The sequence below is a fragment of the Mucilaginibacter sp. A5337 genome (genome assembly GCF_059690695.1).
Window position 1 is genome coordinate 599873 of the sequence record NZ_JCAWEC010000005.1, and the last position, 18834, is coordinate 618706.

The following is an 18834-nucleotide window of genomic DNA, read 5'->3' on the forward strand; positions in this document are numbered from 1 at the left end:
TGCACTCAATATTAGTTAGATTAGTACTCACTTTAACAGGCTTTTAAAATGGCACATAATATAATAACCGTAAACGAAAACGAAGGGCAAACGCTTGCCGTAGTTGGCGATATATACCGCATCATTATTTCGGGTAAACAAACAGGTGGGGCTTATGCCGTTATTGATATGCTGGTACCGCCGGGGGGAGGGCCGGGGCCTCATGCCCATGCAGATATCCAGGAGTCGTTTTATGTAATTGAGGGCGAAATTCAATTTAAAACTGAAGGGGGAATATATAAAGCTGAAAAGGGTTCGTTTGTAAATATCCCAAAAGGCGGCGAAGTACATTGTTTCAGGAATATAAGCAATACCACTGCTCATATGTTATGTACTGTTATCCCGGCAGGTTTGGATGAGTTTTTTGAGGCGATAGGGACACCGGTTGCCCCGGGTAGCTTCTTGCCTCCACCTGTTTTAACTGAAGAAGCTTTGTCAAAGCTGAAATCTGTCGCCGAAAAATACGGCCAAAAGCTCTATCCCCCCGATTACTTAGGATAAAGTATTTTTGATGAATGATGGGTTAAATTGAGCAGGGTTAATCAAAGAAATAATCCTTTTCCTCATAAATTTCAACGCGGCTTTGTTCAATAGGAAAGGTTATCATTAGGGTAACACCAAGGGCATTTTCAACTGCAAATTTCCCCTTTAACTGTTTTCCAAGGGCTTTCATCATTTCCATACCCAAAGAATTAGCTTCATTAAGATCAAAGCCGGGAGGAAGGCCCCGTCCATCATCAGATACTTTTAAAACAGCATAGTCATTGTTCCATGTAAACAGGCTTACCACAATTTCGCCGCCGTTATGATCAAAAGCATATTTTATGGCGTTTGTGATAGCCTCATTTAATATTAAACCAATGGGTACCGCCAAGGCAGGATCAAGGCTTAACGGATTTAATACCTGCCTTATTTTTATATGCCTGAAACTTGTATCAAATGAATCGCTCAGGTAATCAATTAATTCGCCGATATAAGCAGGCATGGATACCAGGGCAGAGGTTGTGCTGCTGTAAAGTTTCTGGTGCAAAAGCGCGATAGCGTTTACGCGGTGCTGGCTACCGCGAATTGCTTCAAGTGCAACATCATTTTGTAAATAAGCCGACTGTGTATTCAAAATGCTCATTACAATTTGCAGGTTGTTTTTTACGCGGTGATGTACTTCTTTCAATAACCATTCTTTTTGCAGCAGCAAATCTTCCAGCAAAACATTTTTGGAACTGATCACCTCGTTGTTTCTTTGCTTATGTACATTTTGCCTGAATAGTAAGCCGGCAATAACCAGTAATAAAAATATAGCACCGATAGTGAGGTTTTTAACAAGGTTGGCCTGTTGTAAATTAGCTTGCTCAAGCCTGCTCTTTTGGTTTAAAAGTGAAATTTGTGCTTCTTTTTGCCTGGTTTCAAATTCAATTTGCAGTTGCTCTATTTGTTTACTTTTGGTTGCATTAAATATCGAATCTTTAATGGTATTGGCTGATGTAAGGTGATGAATAGCCGACTGATACTGCCGCCGGCTGGTATCCAGGCCAAACCAAAGGGTTTCATTGGTGCCAAGGTCATTGTCGTTACCAATTTTCTTCAATAAAGTTTGGTTTAGTTTGAGATATTTTAATGCCTCAGCATATCCGGCCGTGGCGGTATAATACTTAATGATCAGTTCGTAATAGCTGCTTCGCGCATACAGGTTTAGGTTAGGATTATTGGTTCGTTGTATCAGTTCATCGCAATAGCGTTTGGCAATATTATACTGTTTTAAAGCCAGGTAAATTTTAAGATAGGTTTGACTTACCTCATCACCTCCTTCATACAGTTTACCGGTCGGATAGGCGAATTTTTGAGTTACCTGTGTTAAAAAAGCTTTGGCTTTTTGTGGCTGATTCATCCGCAGGTAAACATCAACTATATTGCCCGCGAGCAGGTATATGGTTGCATTGTCTTTTTCAGATTTTGCAATTTCCAAAGCACGCGAAAAGTAATTGATGGCCTTTGGATTATCGCCAAGCTTCATGAAATCATAGCCCAGGTTATTATTGATCTGACATATCAGCCGCACATTGTCGGCATTGCTTGCGGTAGCAATTTGCAGGGCCCTTAATTGATAATTGATAGCAGTTTTATAGTCGCCCTGGGTATAATAAAGCCTTCCTAATAATGCATAAAGGCCTTGTGTTTCTGTGTAATGTGCCTGACCATAATATTTTAATGCCTTTTTTGCCTCATCAAAAGCTAATGTATAGTTATTCATCATTTGATGCAGGTCGGCCAATAGCCGGTAGCACCGTGCAAGTTCAACGAGGTAGTTTGTACGTTCAAATGCGTTTACCGCCTGGTTTAAACAATGGATCCGGGAAACCATTGTTTGTTGTAGAAAATCCTGGCTGTAATATTCAGATAGTTCAAAATAAGCCTTACCAAGTAAGGGCCAGTTATGTGCCTGTTTAATATCCTGTATGGTTTGCTCAAGTAATGTGCGCCCGCTTTTTAACTCACCTTTTGATTTGTAAAATGCCGAACGGATCAAAGCAATGCGAAAGTTAATTTCGGCCTGCGGAGTGCTGCGGTTAAGCCTTTCGGCCTGGTTGATAAAGTAAGAAGCACTATCCAGTTGTTCGGCGGAAGGATGACGCAAATGGCTGAAAAACTCTGCAAGTTGCAGCATGGAGTTGATTGGGTTTGCATCAGGACGTGAAGCACTCTTTTGCAAAAGCAAAGAATCAACATGGCGCCTGGTAATTTCCTGGGCGTTTACTGAAATAACGAAAAGCAAACACAAGGGAAGCAGTGTGCATTTTCGTATCATATCAGCTCGTTTCATCTTCGGTTGAGAGCAGGTATGCATCAATCTTTTTTTAAATTTAAGTATATTCAGGTGCATCTGCTAATTTACCGCGATGTTAATTGTTGCAAGTTGTTAATAGCCAGTTGTTTTGGCTGAGTGTTTTATAGCAGGATCCAGGAAGCCTGCAATAAATTTGATATATGCTGCTGTATAAGCAGTTAAACGGGCATCGATTTAAACCACCGGTAAACTGAAGTAAAAAACAGATCCTGTACCACTTTCGCTTTCTGCCCAGATCCGGCCTTCATGCCTGCGAATGATCTCGGCACTTAAATAAAGGCCAATGCCAAAACCCGAGATATGGCGTGTGTTATTGCTCTCAACCCGGTAATAACGGTCAAAGATCCGGGGTAGGTCCTGGGCATTTACCCCCATGCCCTCATCTTTTACACTAACCTGTACAAAACCATCAACCAATGCACATTTTACTTCAATTTCCCGGCGTTTGGGTGAATATTTAACAGCATTGCTAATCAGGTTTGAGATCACCGATCCGATCTTTTCCTTGTCGGCATTAACCTGTACATGATCGCAGATGTTAATTTGAATAATATGGCTGGAAACAGTAAGTTCGTATTCTTCAACAACTTCCCTGATCAGCAAATCAAGATCAAATAATTCTTTATCAATGGCTATCTTCCCCGATTCCAGGCGCGAGATATTCAGGAAACCGTTAATCATACTGCTCATTCTTCTTGCCTGTATCTCTGCTTTTTCCATAGCGCCCGCCAAAAAATTATCAGGATTGTTTTTCAACTTTAGGTTCGCTACCTGGATTAGTGCCATCAGCGAGGTTAATGGCGTTTTAAGTTCGTGGCTTACCATGCCTATAAAATCATTTTTTCGCAGCTCGTCCTGTTTTTGTTCGGAGATATCCCTGGCTATCTTAGAAACCCCCGTGATGTTTCCCCGGCTGTCACGTATAGGAGAAATGGTGAGGGATACATCAAGGATCCGGCCGTCGCTTGCCAACCTCTTGGTTTCAAAATGTTCCATGCGTTCGCCGTTTTTTAAGCGTGCGATGATCTGTGGTTCTTCATCCTGTCTATCTGGAGGATGCAGTTTAAGAATAGACTGGCCTATCATTTCAGACGCCGGGTAACCAAAAATCCTTTCGGCCGATTTGTTCCAACTGGTGATTATACCATCCAACGATTTACCGATGATGGCATCATCTGAAGATTCGACGATGGCAGCCAGTTTGGCACTGTGTTCTTCTGCCTTTTTCTGGTCGGATATATCCAAAGCAATCACCAGTCCGGCATAAATTATTCCCCGCTCATCTGTTAACGGCACGTAATCAACCTGTAAATCATCGCCGCCGGCGCTTTTAAGTTCAGTCCTGATCTGCTCGCCGTTCAGCATCCGGTCGTAGTATTCCCTGGTTGCTTCATATCGCCCGGGAGAGGCAACATCGCTGAGGTGTAGGCCTGCATAGTTCTCAGCATGGTAACCTAATTTTTCCATGAGGTCGCCTTCCATGGTTATCAGGTTATGATTCTTGTCTATAACCAGGACTAGCGAACGGGGGATATTTACAGCAATAGAGCGGAACAAACGCTCTTGTTTCTGTATTTCCTCCCTGCTTCTTTGCAGTTCCTCATTGCTTGCCAGCATTTCTTCGTTTGATGCTGCCAGTTCTTCGTTAATTGCTGTAAGTTCCTCATTGAGGGCCTGTGTTTCTTCTTCACTCTCCGCCAAAGATTTGGTACGGGCCGCTACAAGTTCCTCCAGCGATCCGTTCATCAGTGACAGCGCCTTTTGAGTTTCAAAAAGTTCTTCGTTAATTGAGGTGAGCTCCTCATTGGCTGTGGTGATCTCTTCGTTGGCGGCAGTAAGTTCTTCATTAAAAGCGGCAGTTTCCTGCTCTTTGAGTTTTAGTTCCCGCTGCAGGCTGTCTTTTATATGCATATCACGCATTACATTGAAATAGGATAGTAATGCGATCATGATGGCAAGTGAAAGAGCTGTTAATATAGCTGCCGGAGCAATATGTATATAACGATCTAAAATTACCGCGCGCTCGTTCAATAGTTTACGTTCGGTATTTTCTGCACGGTCAACAGCAAGGCGCAATGCATCCATGGCAGATTTTCCTTCTTCCAGATCCACGGTGGAAATAGCCTGCTGTTTTTGTTTTTTTAAAACCAGATCTTTTAAGATCGCCATTCGCCTGGTTAGTATCGTACGGATCCCGGCCAGGTTATCCTGCTGCCGGGGATTATCGGCGGTTAAGGTGCTTACCTCAGTAATAAGGCTTTGAGCTTTAAGGTAAGCGCCGTTATATGGGTCCAGGAAGGAAGACTTGCCCGTAAGCAGAAAGCCCCGCTGGCCCGTTTCTGCATCTTTCATCAATGAAATTGACTGCTCAAGCTTTTGAATTACCAGGGTGCTATGGCCTACAGCTTTGTTGCTGTTCAACAAATTATTGATGGTACTATAGGAAACAATTCCGACGACCAGCAGGATCAATATCGAAAACCCATAGCCAAGCTGTAAATTGCGTGTAAAGTTTAGTCGCATAACGATACCGGGTATCACTGGTGTAAGTAGATGCAATAAAGTTATGCTTTTACGAAAAAATCTACATACATAATTGGATATAGCGGCTAATAAGTGTTTATGGTAACATAGATGTTACAATAATTGATAGGTTTAAAAATTACTTAATAGTTTAATTTAACGTTATAGCTTAATTTCGTTAAGAGGTAACTTACAAGCTAAAAAAGACGTTTAAGAGTTTGATTGGATTTTACTATGAGGAAAAAAGGGGCGTTCGGTATAGCCTTTGCATATTTGCTGATCAGCCTGCTATGGATCATGTTCAGCGACCGGCTGTTATTTTATTTTAAAACAATACTTAGCCCCGATCAATATTTGTGGCTGAGTTTGGGAAAAGGATGTCTGTTTGTAGCGGTTACAGCAATTGCTCTTTATGCTTTGATAAGGTCGGAAGACCGGAAACTGAAGCAAAGCGAAAAGCAGTATCGAAGCATGTATGAGTCCAACCCGAACCCAATGTGGATTTATGAACCCGGAACACTTCGGTTTATTTCAGTAAATGATGCTGCCATCGCGGTGTATGGTTATAGCGCAGAAGAGTTCAAACAACGGACAATTCTGGATATCAGGCCGGCAGAAGATCACCAAAACGTGATTGCTTCGATAGAACAACTGGAAAGTAAGCTTAACGATAGCGGTACCTGGCGTCATATTAAAAAGAATGGGCAGGTAATTTATGTAAATATTACCTCGCATAAGATCAGGTTTAACAAAAAACCTCATATCATGGTCATGGTACGTGATATGACCGATAGGGTAGAATTTGAGCAGGTACTTGAAAAAGTAAACCGGGAGCTTTTGCGGGAAAAGCATAAGCTTAGTGAAACCCAGCTACTGTCGCGGGTTGCCGGGTGGGAATTTTATCCCCAAAATAACAAGTTGATATGGTCGGACGAGGTTTATCGCATTGCCGGGCTTAACCGGGATGACAATCGGGAAGCTTTTGATATTTATGTACAGCACATTTTTCCGGAAGACCGGCCGATGATGATCAATGCATTGCAGGAGCTGATCATTAATGGTAAGCAACTTGATGTAACGCATCGCATTACTGCCCTGGATGGCACAACCCGCTACATTCGTCAGTTAGCCCGCATAGAAAGCAGCCCGGGGCAAGAGTTAAAAGTAACAGGTTCCCTGCAGGATATCACAGAACTTAAACAGCTTGAATTGGAGCGTAACCGGTATCTGTATAGTTTTGAGCATACTTTGAACAGCATCACCGATTGCTTTTTTGAGCTCGATAGCCAAATGAATATTATACGGATAAATGACACTTTTCGGGAACTTATTAAAACTGAAAAAAGCCACATTATAGGTACAAGTATTTTTGAGTTATTCCCTAAAAGTGAAAATAAGTTTTATCCGGTTTACCAGAAAGCACTTGAAGAAAGGGTAATTGTAAGGCATGAAGACTATTCCGTTATCCTGCAACGTTGGCTAAGGATGGCGGCTTATCCCACGGATGAAGGCGTTGCTGTATATTTTTCGGACATTACCGAAGACAGGCTTAAGGATGAGCGCCTGAAAGAAGCGGTTGAACGTTATGAACTGGTTGCCCAGGCAACAAGGGATGTTGTTTATGATCTCGATATTGTCGAAAATAAACTGATCTACAACACCAGCCTCACTCATTTGGTACAGATTCCGCATGAGGAGATCAGCTATGAACTGGAATGGTGGCGCTCATTAATTCATCCGGATGATATAGAAGAAGTAGTGACCAGCCAGGAGCGGATCAGCCGTGCCGGCCTTACAAACTGGGAATGCGAATACCGGCTTAATTGTGGCAAAGGTGAGTATAAATATGTGATGGACCAGGGTTATTTTGTGTATAACAACCAAAAGCAACCCATACGGCTAATTGGTGCGGTGCGTGATATAGATGCCCTTAAGCGCAGTACGCAGGAAAATAAACGCCTGGCAGGTATCATTAAACAGGTAGATAATATGGTGCTTATTACCGACGATTTGCGGAGGTTGCAATGGGTGAACAATGCTTTTGTGGAGCAAACTGGTTACCTGTTAGATGAGGTAAGAAATAAGACGCCTGCTGATTTTTTAGGTGGCTCAAACCATCCGGAGTTCGAAACTATCATCCGCAGGCAGGAAGCCAGGGAGGCGTTTGGTATAGATACGATCATTTATACCAAAAAGGGAACGCCGGTTTGGGTTTCGGCGCAGCTAACACCGGCGTATAATGAAGATAATGCCTTTCAAGGTTACATTATCGTGTGCCAGGATATAACTTACCGAAAAGAAAAGGAAGAGGAGATCAACAGGCAAAACCGGCTGCTCCGCGAAGTAGCCTGGATGAGCTCGCATGAGATCAGGCGTCCTGTGGCAACAATGCTTGGGTTGGTAAACCTGCTGGATATGACCGAAGACGAAAACGAACAAAGAGAGATCTTTTCAAAGCTCCGCGAATGCGCCCGCGAAATGGACAGCATGGTACACGAGATCCATAATCGCATCGAAACCGAAAAAGCCCTGCAAATTGAGCGCGATTTATAAATGGGTACAATAAAACATTTGTCAAATCCAAATCGATAACGGTTTTTAGGTGTTACCAGGATATTTATTGTTGCCTGAAAAGGGTTGCTGTTATTCACTTTTCAGGCTCTTTACGGGGCTCGTTAACGCTGCTTTTATTGTTTGGATACTTACCGTAAGCAGTGTAATGATAAGCGCCGTAAAACCGGTTACGATAAATACCCATACCGATATGCCTGCCCGGTAATCAAAATGCTGAAGCCAGTTGTGCATCAGGTAAAATGCCAAAGGTGTAGCCAACAGCAGCGATATCATAACCAAGCTGATAAAATCGGCAGATAACAGCCGCCAAAGGTTGAAAACTGTTGCCCCCAGCACCTTGCGTACACCAATTTCCTTTACCCGTTGTTCGGCCATAAAGGATGCCATGCCAAACAGCCCAAGGCAGCTGATAAAGATAGCCAGTCCGGCAAAGAAAGCGGCCAGTTTGCCTATGCGTTGCTCGTTGCCAAATTTCTGGGCATAAGCACTGTCGACAAAGGTGTATTGGAAAGGCTGCCCGGGGTTAAAGCGTTTAAATACCTCCTGGATACTTGCTATAGCTGTACCCGCACTCATATTCGGGTTAATACGTAATAGTACTGTGCCGGCAGCGTCTTTATTAAAAAAGTAAACGCATGGTTTCACCTGTCCGTATGGTGAATCAACAATAATGTCTTTAATTACGCCGATAATTTTGAATGTTGCCCCATAAAAGGTGATATTATTTCTTAATGGATCTTTCATGCCCATGAATTTCATGGCAGATTCATTGATGACCACTGCCGATGAATCAGTCAGAAAATCTTTAGAAAACTCCCTTCCTGCTTTGAACTGCCAGCCCGCGGTTTTTCCATAGCCTGCTGATACACCATTCTGCTGAAAGTCAACGCTTAAGTTTGGATCCTTGTCTTTCCACTCAATGGCGCTGGTACTGCCTGCGGTTTGGGTTGGGTTCACATCTCCCTCGGCTGCAGATACCACCATTCCGGTTTTATACAGTTCATTTTTTACCGCTTCAAAGCTTTTGTGGATTTGATCTGTCCCCGGATTAACAGACAGAAGTCCGTCGCGGGTGTAACCCACCGGTCGGTCTTTTGCAAATTGTATCTGCCTGAAGACTACTATGGTGCCTATGATAAGCGTAATAGATACTGTAAATTGTAACACCACCAATACTTTGCGCGGAAGTGCAGCGAGTTTTCCAACTCTGAAAGCTCCCTTAAGTACTCTTACAGGTTGGAAAGAGGATAAGTAAAAAGCAGGGTAGCTGCCTGCCACTATGCCTGTAAACAATGTAAAGCCTATCCCCATAAACCAAAAAATAGGACTGCCCCAAAGTATAGTCATTTGTTTGCCTGCCACCTCATTAAAAAAAGGTAAGCTCAACTGCACAAAAAGTAATGCGAATACAAAAGCAAGGGCCACGCATACTACCGACTCGCTAAAGAACTGATAGATCAACTGGCTCCTGGCCGAGCCAATGGCCTTGCGGATCCCTACTTCGCGGGCACGCTTTTCTGACCGGGCGGTACTCAGGTTCATGAAGTTGATACAGGCCAACAGCAACACAAACACACCAATAATACCAAACATCCATACATATTGAATACGGCCACCCGTATTTTTGCCATCTTTAAACTCATCGTAGAGATGCCATTTGTTCATGGGCTGAAGAAAAAGCGCCGGTTTCTTTTTTGCCAGAACAGCGTTTACATTGCGCAACTTTGCATCTTTTATTTTTAATGATATGGCAGCCATATCCGCGCCTTCAGCGGTTTGAACATACAGGGTACAGAAGTTTGGACGCCAGGGCTCACGCATCGATCTGATATCGTTAGCGGTAAATCCCATTTCCCAGGGTGCAATAAAGCTGAGACCGGCAAAAGTGGCGTTGGAGGGCATATCTTCAAACACTCCCGCCACCTTTGCATTGTAATGATTATCAATTATTAAAGTTTTATTGATGGGGTCATTGTCGCCAAAATAAGCTTTGGCAGTTGATGCCGAAATAAGGATAGATGAAGGGTCGGTAAGTGCGTTGCGGTTGCCTTTTAGCATTTGTAATGTAAACATTTCGGGACCATTAGGCTCCATAAACACACCGGTACGGTTAAGTTTTTTAGTATCAAGCGCCAGCATATGGTCGCCATAACCGGCGCTGTTCACCACTTGCTTAAAGAGGCTTCCATAGTTTTTACGTAATTCTGCAGCCAGGGGCAGTGGTACAGCCTGCCATGTTTGTACCTCGCCATTATTGGTAACATTTTGGATGACCTGGGCAATAGTGTTGCGGTTTTGATGATTGGTATCAAAAGATAGTTCATCCCAGATCCAAAGGCCAATTAGCATGGCTACAGCCATACCAACTGATAGCCCGGCAATGTTAATAACAGAATGCACCTTGTTTTTAATAAGGTTACGCCATGCAATTATTAAATAATTTTTGATCATAAAATTGGTTGTTTAATTGCCCTCCTCAGAATAAACAGACAGACCTGCTTTAAGAACAAAGCATTAAATGTATGCCAAAATGTTAATTTATTGACATTCAAATTGTTAGTTTATTATCTGCTTTGCAATTGTTCGGATTCGGACGATGTGTGTGCGGTTATGATCAATGGTTTAAATTAGCCGGATATGATTGAGTGAATGAAAATTGATTAACCGGAATAGTAGTTGCATTTATAAGCGGGTAAAAGAATGTTTTTATATTATATGTGTTCCTTATTTGTGTATTTTGTTAATTAAATATAATATTATTGATGTAATAGTTTAGTAGTATTGGATATTATTCAAGAGCTGATTTTCTGAAAATAATTGAACCAATTGATCTGTCGGATCGTAAAAAAGGTTGAAGTATTATTGAATATATTATTTAATAAGTTTTTTATTTGTTAAACATGAGGCGGCATTTTTTTTACTTTTTATCGCCGGCGGCTTTAACGTTGCCGGATCATAGCAACTTGTTGTTTATTTTATCATCGATACACCATCAACAGATATTTGTGCGGGTGGAAGCTATTAAACCTGGCACGTATGACCGGTAACTTACTTTGGGGTATTGACGGCTGCAAAGCAGAACAGGTGTAAGGCTTTAGGGAATAAAGATCTCATGAAAAAAACAGAAGAATACTTCAGAATAAGGGGCTGTGCAATCCTTCTCCAATTTCGTTTATATACGAAATGTATAATTATATATGGCATCCTGGGGTGTGCTGTAAATATAGTACCGGGTACACTGCCATGCCAGGCCCAGCCTGATCTTATAAATACGCAGCTTAAAAAGCTTGATAAAGCAAAACACGACACAGATAAAGTAAAGATTTATTACTCCATTTCAAGGCTGTTTTGGAGCAGGAATGCGGATAGTGCACTGCTTATGGCGCAGAAATCCCTTGACCTTGCAAAAACGACCCATTATGAAAAAGGTATTGCCCTTGGGTATTTGGCAAAAGGTGTTGCCCTCGGATATAAAGGTGACTGGCCCGGAGCCCTTGACTGTCATTTGCAATGCCTTCGCATAAGTGAAAAGCTGGGTATGGAGGGATTGTCAGGAAACGAATATAACAATATTGCAGGCTTATACACCTCAATGGAAGATTATCCAAAGGCACTCTATTACAATCAGCAGGCATACAAGATAGCTATGAAGCAAAATGATCCTGCGCATGAAGGCACGTTTAGCCCATTGGTAAACATTGGTGAAATTTTTAAGAAAAAGGGGCTGCCAGATTCGGCCATAGCCTACAATTTAAAGGCATTAGCTATAGCAAAAAAGGTCAAAAACCCTATTTATTTAGCTGCTGCAATGTATAACATTGCCGAAAATTCCATTACAAGGAAAGATTACCGGGTTGCCGAGGACTATTTAAATAAAGCGCTTGATATTGCACAAAAGGCGGGCGACGATGAAGATGTCGCTTACTGCCATACCGGGCTGGCACTTACTGCTTACCATACCGGCAAATACAGTTCCAGTTTGCAATATGCGCAAAAAGGTCTTAATGAAAGCATGAAATCGGGTATCGTCGAACTTATTCAAACTGCTTATAATGTGCTTTACTTAACCCATCAAAAAATGGGTAATTATGAACAGGCATTGTATTACCGTAATCTCGAAGTTGCCCTAAACGATAGTCTGAAAACCGAACAAAGGTTGAATACGATCAAAAAAATGCAATCTGTTTATGAGCTCGAGAAAAAGCAGCAGGAAATTGATTTATTAAATAAAAATAAAATTATAGGTCAGAAAGAACTGGAAAAGGTGAGACTAAAGCGGGATATTTTTACTGCCGGTACCATACTGTTTTTGTTAATTGCCTTTGTATTGTTCAGAAATTATACACAGAAAAAGAAGCTCAGCGAGCAGTTGGCTTTGAAAAATGAAAATATATCAGAGCAAAACCTTCACCTGGAAGAACTTGTACATGTAAAAGACCGCCTGTTTTCCATTATCGGGCACGATTTGAGAGGGCCAATTCATACCATCAGCCATATGATGGAGATCATAAAAGAAAAAAGCCTGTCGGAAGAGGAAAATGATTATTGGATTGAGAAGATAGATGAGACGCTGGTAATAACCTCCAATTTGGTTGAAAACCTGCTGTATTGGGCAAAAAGTCAGTTGGACGGCATACAGCCTAACCCGGCCTGCTTTGATCTGCGAAAATTGATTGATCAAAATGTTATGCTACTGAAGCAGCGGGCCGCCGAAAAGAAAGTGACAATAACAGGTATGGAGATAAACGAGCCTACGACGGTATATGGCGACGAAACCATGATTGATATTGTTATCCGGAACTTAATGGAAAATGCGGTGAAATTTTCGAAGGCTGGCGATCATGTTACTGTGACGGCCGAAAGAAACGGGGATTTTGCCGTGTTGAAAATACAGGACAATGGGAAAGGAATTCCTGAAGAAGCGCAATCAAAAATATTTAACAAATATACCTCATATACCACCTTTGGTACAGCCAGTGAAAAGGGAAGCGGGCTTGGCCTTTTATTATGCAAAGAGCTTGTGGAAAGGAACAACGGCACAATATGGTTTGAAAGTACTGTCGGTATCGGAAGTTCGTTCTATTTTACGGTGCCATCAGTAAAAAATGAAGAACTGGTTGCTGTTTAAAATTGTGAGGGCTTAACTGTGTAAAACGGGATGCCAACTCGTAAATCCGGTGATTTAATTTAGAGCAGGTTTTCAGTATATTGCGTTTCGTATTATATTTATGCCAACTATTTATAAAAATATTTGTTAAGCCAATCATGCAACAAGAAACTACCAAAACCCGGTACAATGATACCGAACTAAACGAATTCAGAATATTGATCAAAGAAAAGATTGGCATGGCACGTGAAGAGCTTCAGGAATTGGTTGGATCGCTGAGCGCCTCAAATTCAAACGGAGACGACGCCGCAATAGCCGGTAAGACACTGGAAGATGGATCTGCCACTTTTGAAAAGGAACAAACCAATCAGTTGGCGGCACGTCAGAAAAAGTTTATAGAACAGCTTGAAGCTGCCTTGATGCGCATCGAAAACAGAACTTATGGTATTTGCCGGTCTACAGGTAAACTGATTCCAAAAGAACGCCTCTTTGCGGTTCCGCATACCACACAAAGCATGGAAGCGAAACTTAAGCAGGCATGAGTTCGGCATTTGTGAAAGAAGGGGAGGCCCGGCACCTTAAAGATGTTGCGCCGAACATCGGCGCACTCCTCTTTTTTCTACGTGTAGAAAATAATGGTACCGTTATCCGTGATGAAAAAATCTATTTCAGCCAAAAGCATGGCCGCGACGTTTACGAAATGAGCGACGGCCTGGCTTACGCGCTGGATGATGAAAATCACTGGTATATCATTCTTGATATATGAAGGCAGAGCTTTTTGGAGGTACCAGTGGTTTGCAAATTGATAGGCCCAAACGGGATTTTTTGCTTGAATATAGTCATTTATCCCGGTTGGGTTACTATGCCCTGCATGAAAACAGTATAGAAGTTAATAGCTCGTTTTATAAAATACCACAGGCCAAAACGATAGCCCGCTGGGCAACAGAAGTAACTGAAGGATTTCGTTTCACTTTTAAATTGTGGAAAGGTATTACACATCAAAAAGGCTTAGTCTTCAACCAGGAAGATATCATTAGTTTCATGCAGGCTATCCATTTGCCGGAAACACAAAGGGGCTGCCTGCTCGTTCAGTTTCCACCGAGTTTGCAGGTTTTGGCCCGTCATCAATTAAAGGAATTGCTCGAACTTCTGAAACCTTACGAATGGTCCATCGGGATTGAATTTCGCCATCCGTCCTGGTACAGGGATGATGTATTTGAGCTTTTAAACTCCTGCCAGGCAGCAATGGTATTGCAGGATATGCCCAAATCGGCCACTCCTTTGGAACTTACTTCCGATGAATTGGTTTATTTGCGTTTTCATGGCCCTTCGGGCAATTACAAAGGCAGTTACAATGAAAGTTTTCTTGCCGAATATGCATCTTATATTAATGAATGGCAACAGGAAGGCAAAACAGTTTATTTGTATTTCAATAATACCGCGGGCGCCGCGTTAGAGAACCTTCGGTCGCTAAAACGCCTGTTAACTCAATAATTGTAAATATTTACAGAGATCTTACTCAAACAACTCCTGCTCTTCAGTATAATAGGTCTTTCTTGAGGAATCATTAACAATAATTACCGCACCTGTTGGGCTATGCTTTTTCTTTGAATTGTGGATGTTCATGAAATCTCTTACTTCGCCATTAATGATATCAGGGTTTGATTTCAGGATGCTTTGTTCTGCATCTTTCAGCACCCCTTTTATTGCTATAACCAGTTCTTTCAATTTGGCCTCCGGTATTTTATTACTTACAGAAAAGGGCGAAATGCGGGCATGCCACAAGATCTCATCGGCATAAGCATTACCAATGCCTCTTATGATCTTTTGATCAAGTAAAACTGTTTTGATATTTGTCTTTGTTTTCGCAAGCCGCTTTTTTAAATATTCAACATCAACATCAAGTGCATCGGGTACGTCCTTTTTGTCGGGATTAAGGGTTGGTGTAGCTATCCCCTGAAAATCGGTAAGTACCAGACCACTATCATCGTCAAAGTGTAGCTCGATAATGCTGTATTTATTTTCGTTTTTCGCGTGGAACAAAAATAATTTGCCATGCAGCATCAAGTGTAAGCCAAGCACATCACCCTTACTAAACTTAATATGAAGTTCTTTGCCTTCGCGGTAAACTTTTTCAAGTTTTTGTCCGCTTAAAATTTCGTCAAGTTCGGCTGTTGTAACGTTTAGTTTTTTTGCGTTTGGGACTTCTATCTTTTTAATGGTTTTACCTGCAAGTGTTTTTTGCAGGTTATGACTAAAAGCTTGCAGATCGGGTAGTTCGGGCATGATATATCGTTTTTATTAGGTAACTAAATGATGTGTTTAATGTTTGTTATGCCAAACCGTTAAATCTCTTAAAACGCTGTATCGCCGTTTCAATGGCCTGGGTTTGTGTTTTGTTAAGTTTGTCAAATGGTTTGAGTTCGATATCAATACTTTTTTTGCCAATGTTTCGGCCCCAGTTGCCAACCACCTGGTTGTTGACTATGATAGTCGGAAAAAAGGTAATAGCCCCCATCTTATTACGAAAGCCGGTGGGGACCATAGCATCCCGTTTTTTATAGGCTATAATCAACTCGTCATAAACAGGCAGAAGGTAAGCCCCGGATTTTTTTGCTGTATTTAAATCCACATCGGCCCCCATCCAATACATAACTCCCCCAACAGTGATATTACTTAACTGTGCTTTGTTTATTTCGATCCCGGTTTTGGCATCTGCAACGGTAAGGCCGCTCCAATGTACAAAATCATTTACTGTGGCAGGGCCATGACTTTTAAAATAACGTAAAACCAGCCTGGCAACAGCCTCATCACGATCTATGATTGGTGTTGCAGGTACCCTTTCGTCAAGTAATGCGTAGGTGAACTGTTTGCCCTGCCTCGCTCCGCTGCAAATTAATTGTTCCAGTTCGGCCTTCATCAATAATATGGTAAGCCTCAGATCGTCGGTAGCTATATTTGCCTGGTGCAGGGCCGAAACAATTTCGGCACGGGTTAGTTGTTTGCCACCCTGCATGGCTTTTGTAAATACATCAAAGCTTTTATTAAAAATGGCATCAGTAACTTCCTGCTTTTTATACATGGCGGCATTGCCTGCATTAATTCTGGGCGCGGTGAGGCTAAGCATCCACCGGATATCCTGAGGTAAAACAAAATGCCAGGTTGGCCTTAGTACGTGGGTTCGTAATATAGTTCCGCTTGTCATAGCCTTTTCCACCATTTTATCGGCAGGCGATAGCATCCGCAAACCAATTGCCCATTTTGCATGAGTGTATTCCTGCGCCTGTATGGCGCACATATATCCAACCACTTCTTCAGGTTTTTTAAATTTGCTGTGATTAAGATGCTGGTTGTATACCCGCAGGCTGGCAATATCACGCTCGGTCATGTTTTATGGTTTTAAATGCTGTTCAAAATAAATATATGGTTATGACAACGGTTTGTCAGCAAGGTAGAATAAAAAACTTGTGTAATTTGTGCTTTTATTCTATAAATGAAAAAGCTGTTTATTTTGAGTTGCATTACGGCTGTTGTAATTGTTTGTGTTGTTGCGCGGGTAACAAAGTATAATCAGTTTCACGATGCCGAAATTAACGGTAAGTTGGAATCTGTTTATCGCTACAGAGACTATGTTATGATTTCCGTTAATGGCGAAGAATTTCGTATAATTCCTGTCTCATTAAGTACAACTGCCAACTTCGATGAGGTTGCTAAGGTTGGTGATACTATATCAAAAAGAGCTGGTAGTGACAAGTTTGATTTGATACACGAAGAAGATGAAGTGTTTTTGTATACGGTTAGAAAATACTGGTGAATTAAATTTTGATACCTGATGTTGAACAGGATAGACCCTAATTATTTTACAGGCGGCTTGGTTGTTGGCATTGCCATCGGTTTGGCTTTACATAGCCTCGCAGTAGGTATAGCAATAGGTGTAGCTGTAGGCCTATCTGTAGGCTCAAGAAGGAAGAAAGGCTAAGAAAGGCTCTTCAGGTTTGGAGCCTTACGAAGCTTTTAAACTTCGCAAGGCTTGATAATGATTAAAAATCGTGGTATAAATTTCTAAACGAACTTCTTAAACCAAAAGTAATCAAAGTGTTTTTTGAATCTTTCAGATCATTTTTTTCCTGGCGGAACAATGCGCCAAGCTCCAGGCGTAAATTGTATTTGGGGTTCAGGATATAGGCAACTGTACCTTCACCGTAATATAACTGAGTGCTTAAACCCTGACCAACAGTGGTAGTGATGTTTGTCGAAGGGATAAATGGTTTGGTAATTATTTTACCATTATTGTCGGTCTTGCTGGCATCTAAGCCATATTTGGCATAATTAAGCTGTCCCTGAAAATCAAATCTGCCAACCGAGTAATTCAGGATACCCAGTAACTCCCTGAAATTGGCTCCATAAGGATGGGCCAGCGGATCGCCGTAGAATGAATAACTGCTTATTGGCTGCTGGTTGCTGTAGGTGTAAGGCTTAACTGTATTATATTCAAATAAATAGTTTAACCTTTTAACCTTGAAAATATCTGCACCGCGGATACCCAGTTGCCAGCCATTGGTGTTATCGGTACTATTACCCGAAAAGAAATCGCTTCCTTTAAACCTGTCGAACATGATCTGTCCGTAAAGTGCAGCTTTATCAAATATTTTGTATTTGGCGTTGAACCCTAAAAATACATTGTCTTTTTGAGATCCGCCTGGCCCCAAAGAACTTGCGAATAAAATGGGGTTTACGAAATTGGCATCAAAGCCCGATCTGCTGCCCTGGTTATCGGCCTCGGGGGTAATGAGCGCATTAAACATTCCAAATGATGCGCGTTTGGTTATATTCCAGTCAATGTAGTGAAACAAAGCCCATTTGCGGCGGTTGCCTCCAAAATAATCAAATTTCTGCGCGGTGGAGGCAAGATCTTCAATATATGCCCAGGCTACCATGTAGCGTACAGGTCCAAGATCAGCCGTAAGTCTTAACAATGGCATATTAGCAGCAAAATCAGACAACAGTACCGAACGGTAACCATCGCCAATAAACATTTTATCCTCACCTAAAGTAATATTAAGCTTTTTTGTCAGAGAATAAGAGAGTATGGCAGTTACATATGACCAATCCTGTGAGTTTCTTGCCTGACCGTTATATTTTCTGGCATATGCCTGGCCCGGGATAAAGCCATTAGCATTTACATAGTCGTTATAGTACGAAACAAACTTAGCCGAGTTTTCAAAACCACTGGTATAAAACGAAAATTTATCACCAACCGTACCGCCAATTTGGTAGCCGCGCACGTTTAAGTTGGTTGATCTACTGTTGTTAAAGTCCCTTCCAGCCTGAACATCGGTAATATAATCGGCGTAAAAAGTATATTCTTTAGCTTTTACATCAAAAAGATGCTCATTAAACAATTTACGCCCTCCCCATGTTTTACGATCTTTAACACCAACATTCATCACCGAATCATAGGTGTGCAGGATAGTACTGTCAATTAAAAAAGGCCGTAGCGAGGTATGCACCGAGTTTTTTACAGAATAAATATCCGAATTGAATTTTTGATACAACTGGTATGAATTGGGTAAATAAACTGATTGAGCCTTTGTTAACTGCGATGTAAGTAAGGCAATTACAGCTATAATAAATGTTTTTCGAAAGCTTAGGGAGTAGAGTTTTTGCATTACAACAAAATAAGTATTAATTGTTCTAAGTTAAAAATTTCATTCATAAATAAGGGTATATACATAAACAGGCGGCTGGT

The 18834-nt window shown here is 41.6% G+C and carries 14 protein-coding genes; 8 read left to right on the forward strand and 6 right to left on the reverse strand.

The features are described 5' to 3' along the window. The first annotated feature begins 48 nt into the window (after positions 1-48). The gene (locus tag AC59JO_RS19705) at positions 49-540 is read left to right on the forward strand and encodes a cupin domain-containing protein (protein ID WP_413667595.1); all 492 of its coding nucleotides are present in this window, start codon (positions 49-51) and stop codon (positions 538-540) included. Positions 541-577: 37 nt separating this feature from the next. Here the strand turns inward: AC59JO_RS19705 and AC59JO_RS19710 are convergent, their stop codons facing one another. Continuing rightward, positions 578-2701, reverse strand: a complete 2124-nt coding sequence (locus AC59JO_RS19710) for a tetratricopeptide repeat-containing sensor histidine kinase (RefSeq protein ID WP_497307360.1) — start codon at positions 2699-2701, stop codon at positions 578-580. Positions 2702-3055: 354 nt separating this feature from the next. Next, entirely contained in the window at positions 3056-5422 is a 2367-nt protein-coding gene (locus tag AC59JO_RS19715) for a PAS domain S-box protein (RefSeq protein ID WP_497307362.1), read from the reverse strand. Positions 5423-5638: 216 nt separating this feature from the next. Between AC59JO_RS19715 and AC59JO_RS19720 the strand changes: the two genes are divergently transcribed. Beyond that, positions 5639-7957 carry a PAS domain-containing protein gene (locus tag AC59JO_RS19720; RefSeq protein ID WP_497307364.1) on the forward strand — a complete coding sequence of 773 codons (2319 nt, stop codon included), beginning with the start codon at positions 5639-5641 and terminating at the stop codon, positions 7955-7957. Positions 7958-8047: 90 nt separating this feature from the next. Here the strand turns inward: AC59JO_RS19720 and AC59JO_RS19725 are convergent, their stop codons facing one another. Next, positions 8048-10429 (reverse strand): ABC transporter permease, encoded by a 2382-nt coding sequence (locus AC59JO_RS19725; protein WP_497307366.1) that lies wholly within the window; start codon positions 10427-10429, stop codon positions 8048-8050. 661 nt (positions 10430-11090) lie between these two features. Here AC59JO_RS19725 and AC59JO_RS19730 point away from each other — a divergent pair. The 4 genes from AC59JO_RS19730 to AC59JO_RS19745 all read left to right on the forward strand — a co-directional run bounded on the left by AC59JO_RS19730 (position 11091) and on the right by AC59JO_RS19745 (position 14579). After that, positions 11091-13106 carry a tetratricopeptide repeat-containing sensor histidine kinase gene (locus tag AC59JO_RS19730; RefSeq protein ID WP_497307368.1) on the forward strand — a complete coding sequence of 672 codons (2016 nt, stop codon included), beginning with the start codon at positions 11091-11093 and terminating at the stop codon, positions 13104-13106. A 137-nt stretch (positions 13107-13243) separates the two neighbouring features. Then, complete coding sequence (locus tag AC59JO_RS19735) at positions 13244-13627, forward strand: TraR/DksA family transcriptional regulator (protein WP_497307370.1); 384 nt, start codon at positions 13244-13246, stop codon at positions 13625-13627. Further along, entirely contained in the window at positions 13624-13851 is a 228-nt protein-coding gene (locus AC59JO_RS19740; RefSeq protein WP_413667602.1) for a hypothetical protein, read from the forward strand. The genes AC59JO_RS19735 and AC59JO_RS19740 overlap by 4 nt, the downstream gene beginning before the upstream one ends. Next, on the forward strand, positions 13848-14579 hold the full coding sequence (locus tag AC59JO_RS19745; protein ID WP_497307372.1) for a DUF72 domain-containing protein: 732 nt from the start codon (positions 13848-13850) through the stop codon (positions 14577-14579). The genes AC59JO_RS19740 and AC59JO_RS19745 overlap by 4 nt, the downstream gene beginning before the upstream one ends. A gap of 21 nt (positions 14580-14600) precedes the next feature. Here AC59JO_RS19745 and AC59JO_RS19750 read toward each other — a convergent pair whose 3' ends face one another. Together AC59JO_RS19750 and AC59JO_RS19755 are read right to left on the reverse strand one after the other, a co-directional pair. Further along, a complete protein-coding gene (locus tag AC59JO_RS19750; RefSeq protein WP_497307374.1) occupies positions 14601-15371 on the reverse strand; it encodes a DNA-formamidopyrimidine glycosylase family protein in 771 nt (256 codons plus the stop codon). 46 nt (positions 15372-15417) lie between these two features. Continuing rightward, positions 15418-16473, reverse strand: a complete 1056-nt coding sequence (locus AC59JO_RS19755; RefSeq protein WP_413667605.1) for a winged helix DNA-binding domain-containing protein — start codon at positions 16471-16473, stop codon at positions 15418-15420. A 105-nt stretch (positions 16474-16578) separates the two neighbouring features. Between AC59JO_RS19755 and AC59JO_RS19760 the strand changes: the two genes are divergently transcribed. Together AC59JO_RS19760 and AC59JO_RS19765 are read left to right on the forward strand one after the other, a co-directional pair. Beyond that, positions 16579-16899: a hypothetical protein gene (locus tag AC59JO_RS19760; RefSeq protein WP_413667606.1), complete on the forward strand. Its 321-nt coding sequence runs from the start codon at positions 16579-16581 to the stop codon at positions 16897-16899. Positions 16900-16917: 18 nt separating this feature from the next. Beyond that, on the forward strand, positions 16918-17064 hold the full coding sequence (locus AC59JO_RS19765) for a hypothetical protein (protein WP_413667607.1): 147 nt from the start codon (positions 16918-16920) through the stop codon (positions 17062-17064). Positions 17065-17125: 61 nt separating this feature from the next. On the opposite strand, the gene AC59JO_RS19770 is transcribed toward AC59JO_RS19765, so the two are convergent. Beyond that, the gene (locus AC59JO_RS19770) at positions 17126-18754 is read right to left on the reverse strand and encodes a gliding motility protein RemB (protein WP_497307377.1); all 1629 of its coding nucleotides are present in this window, start codon (positions 18752-18754) and stop codon (positions 17126-17128) included. Positions 18755-18834: the final 80 nt, after the last annotated feature.

Coding starts and splice junctions, on each gene's coding strand:
- AC59JO_RS19705 (WP_413667595.1), top strand. CDS start 49: ATGGCACATAATATAATAACCGTAAACGAAAACGAAGGGCAAACGCTT.
- AC59JO_RS19710 (WP_497307360.1), bottom strand. CDS start 2,701: ATGCTGCAACTTGCAGAGTTTTTCAGCCATTTGCGTCATCCTTCCGCC.
- AC59JO_RS19720 (WP_497307364.1), top strand. CDS start 5,639: ATGAGGAAAAAAGGGGCGTTCGGTATAGCCTTTGCATATTTGCTGATC.
- AC59JO_RS19725 (WP_497307366.1), bottom strand. CDS start 10,429: ATGATCAAAAATTATTTAATAATTGCATGGCGTAACCTTATTAAAAAC.
- AC59JO_RS19730 (WP_497307368.1), top strand. CDS start 11,091: ATGAAAAAAACAGAAGAATACTTCAGAATAAGGGGCTGTGCAATCCTT.
- AC59JO_RS19735 (WP_497307370.1), top strand. CDS start 13,244: ATGCAACAAGAAACTACCAAAACCCGGTACAATGATACCGAACTAAAC.
- AC59JO_RS19740 (WP_413667602.1), top strand. CDS start 13,624: ATGAGTTCGGCATTTGTGAAAGAAGGGGAGGCCCGGCACCTTAAAGAT.
- AC59JO_RS19745 (WP_497307372.1), top strand. CDS start 13,848: ATGAAGGCAGAGCTTTTTGGAGGTACCAGTGGTTTGCAAATTGATAGG.
- AC59JO_RS19750 (WP_497307374.1), bottom strand. CDS start 15,371: ATGCCCGAACTACCCGATCTGCAAGCTTTTAGTCATAACCTGCAAAAA.
- AC59JO_RS19755 (WP_413667605.1), bottom strand. CDS start 16,473: ATGACCGAGCGTGATATTGCCAGCCTGCGGGTATACAACCAGCATCTT.
- AC59JO_RS19760 (WP_413667606.1), top strand. CDS start 16,579: ATGAAAAAGCTGTTTATTTTGAGTTGCATTACGGCTGTTGTAATTGTT.
- AC59JO_RS19765 (WP_413667607.1), top strand. CDS start 16,918: ATGTTGAACAGGATAGACCCTAATTATTTTACAGGCGGCTTGGTTGTT.
- AC59JO_RS19770 (WP_497307377.1), bottom strand. CDS start 18,754: ATGCAAAAACTCTACTCCCTAAGCTTTCGAAAAACATTTATTATAGCT.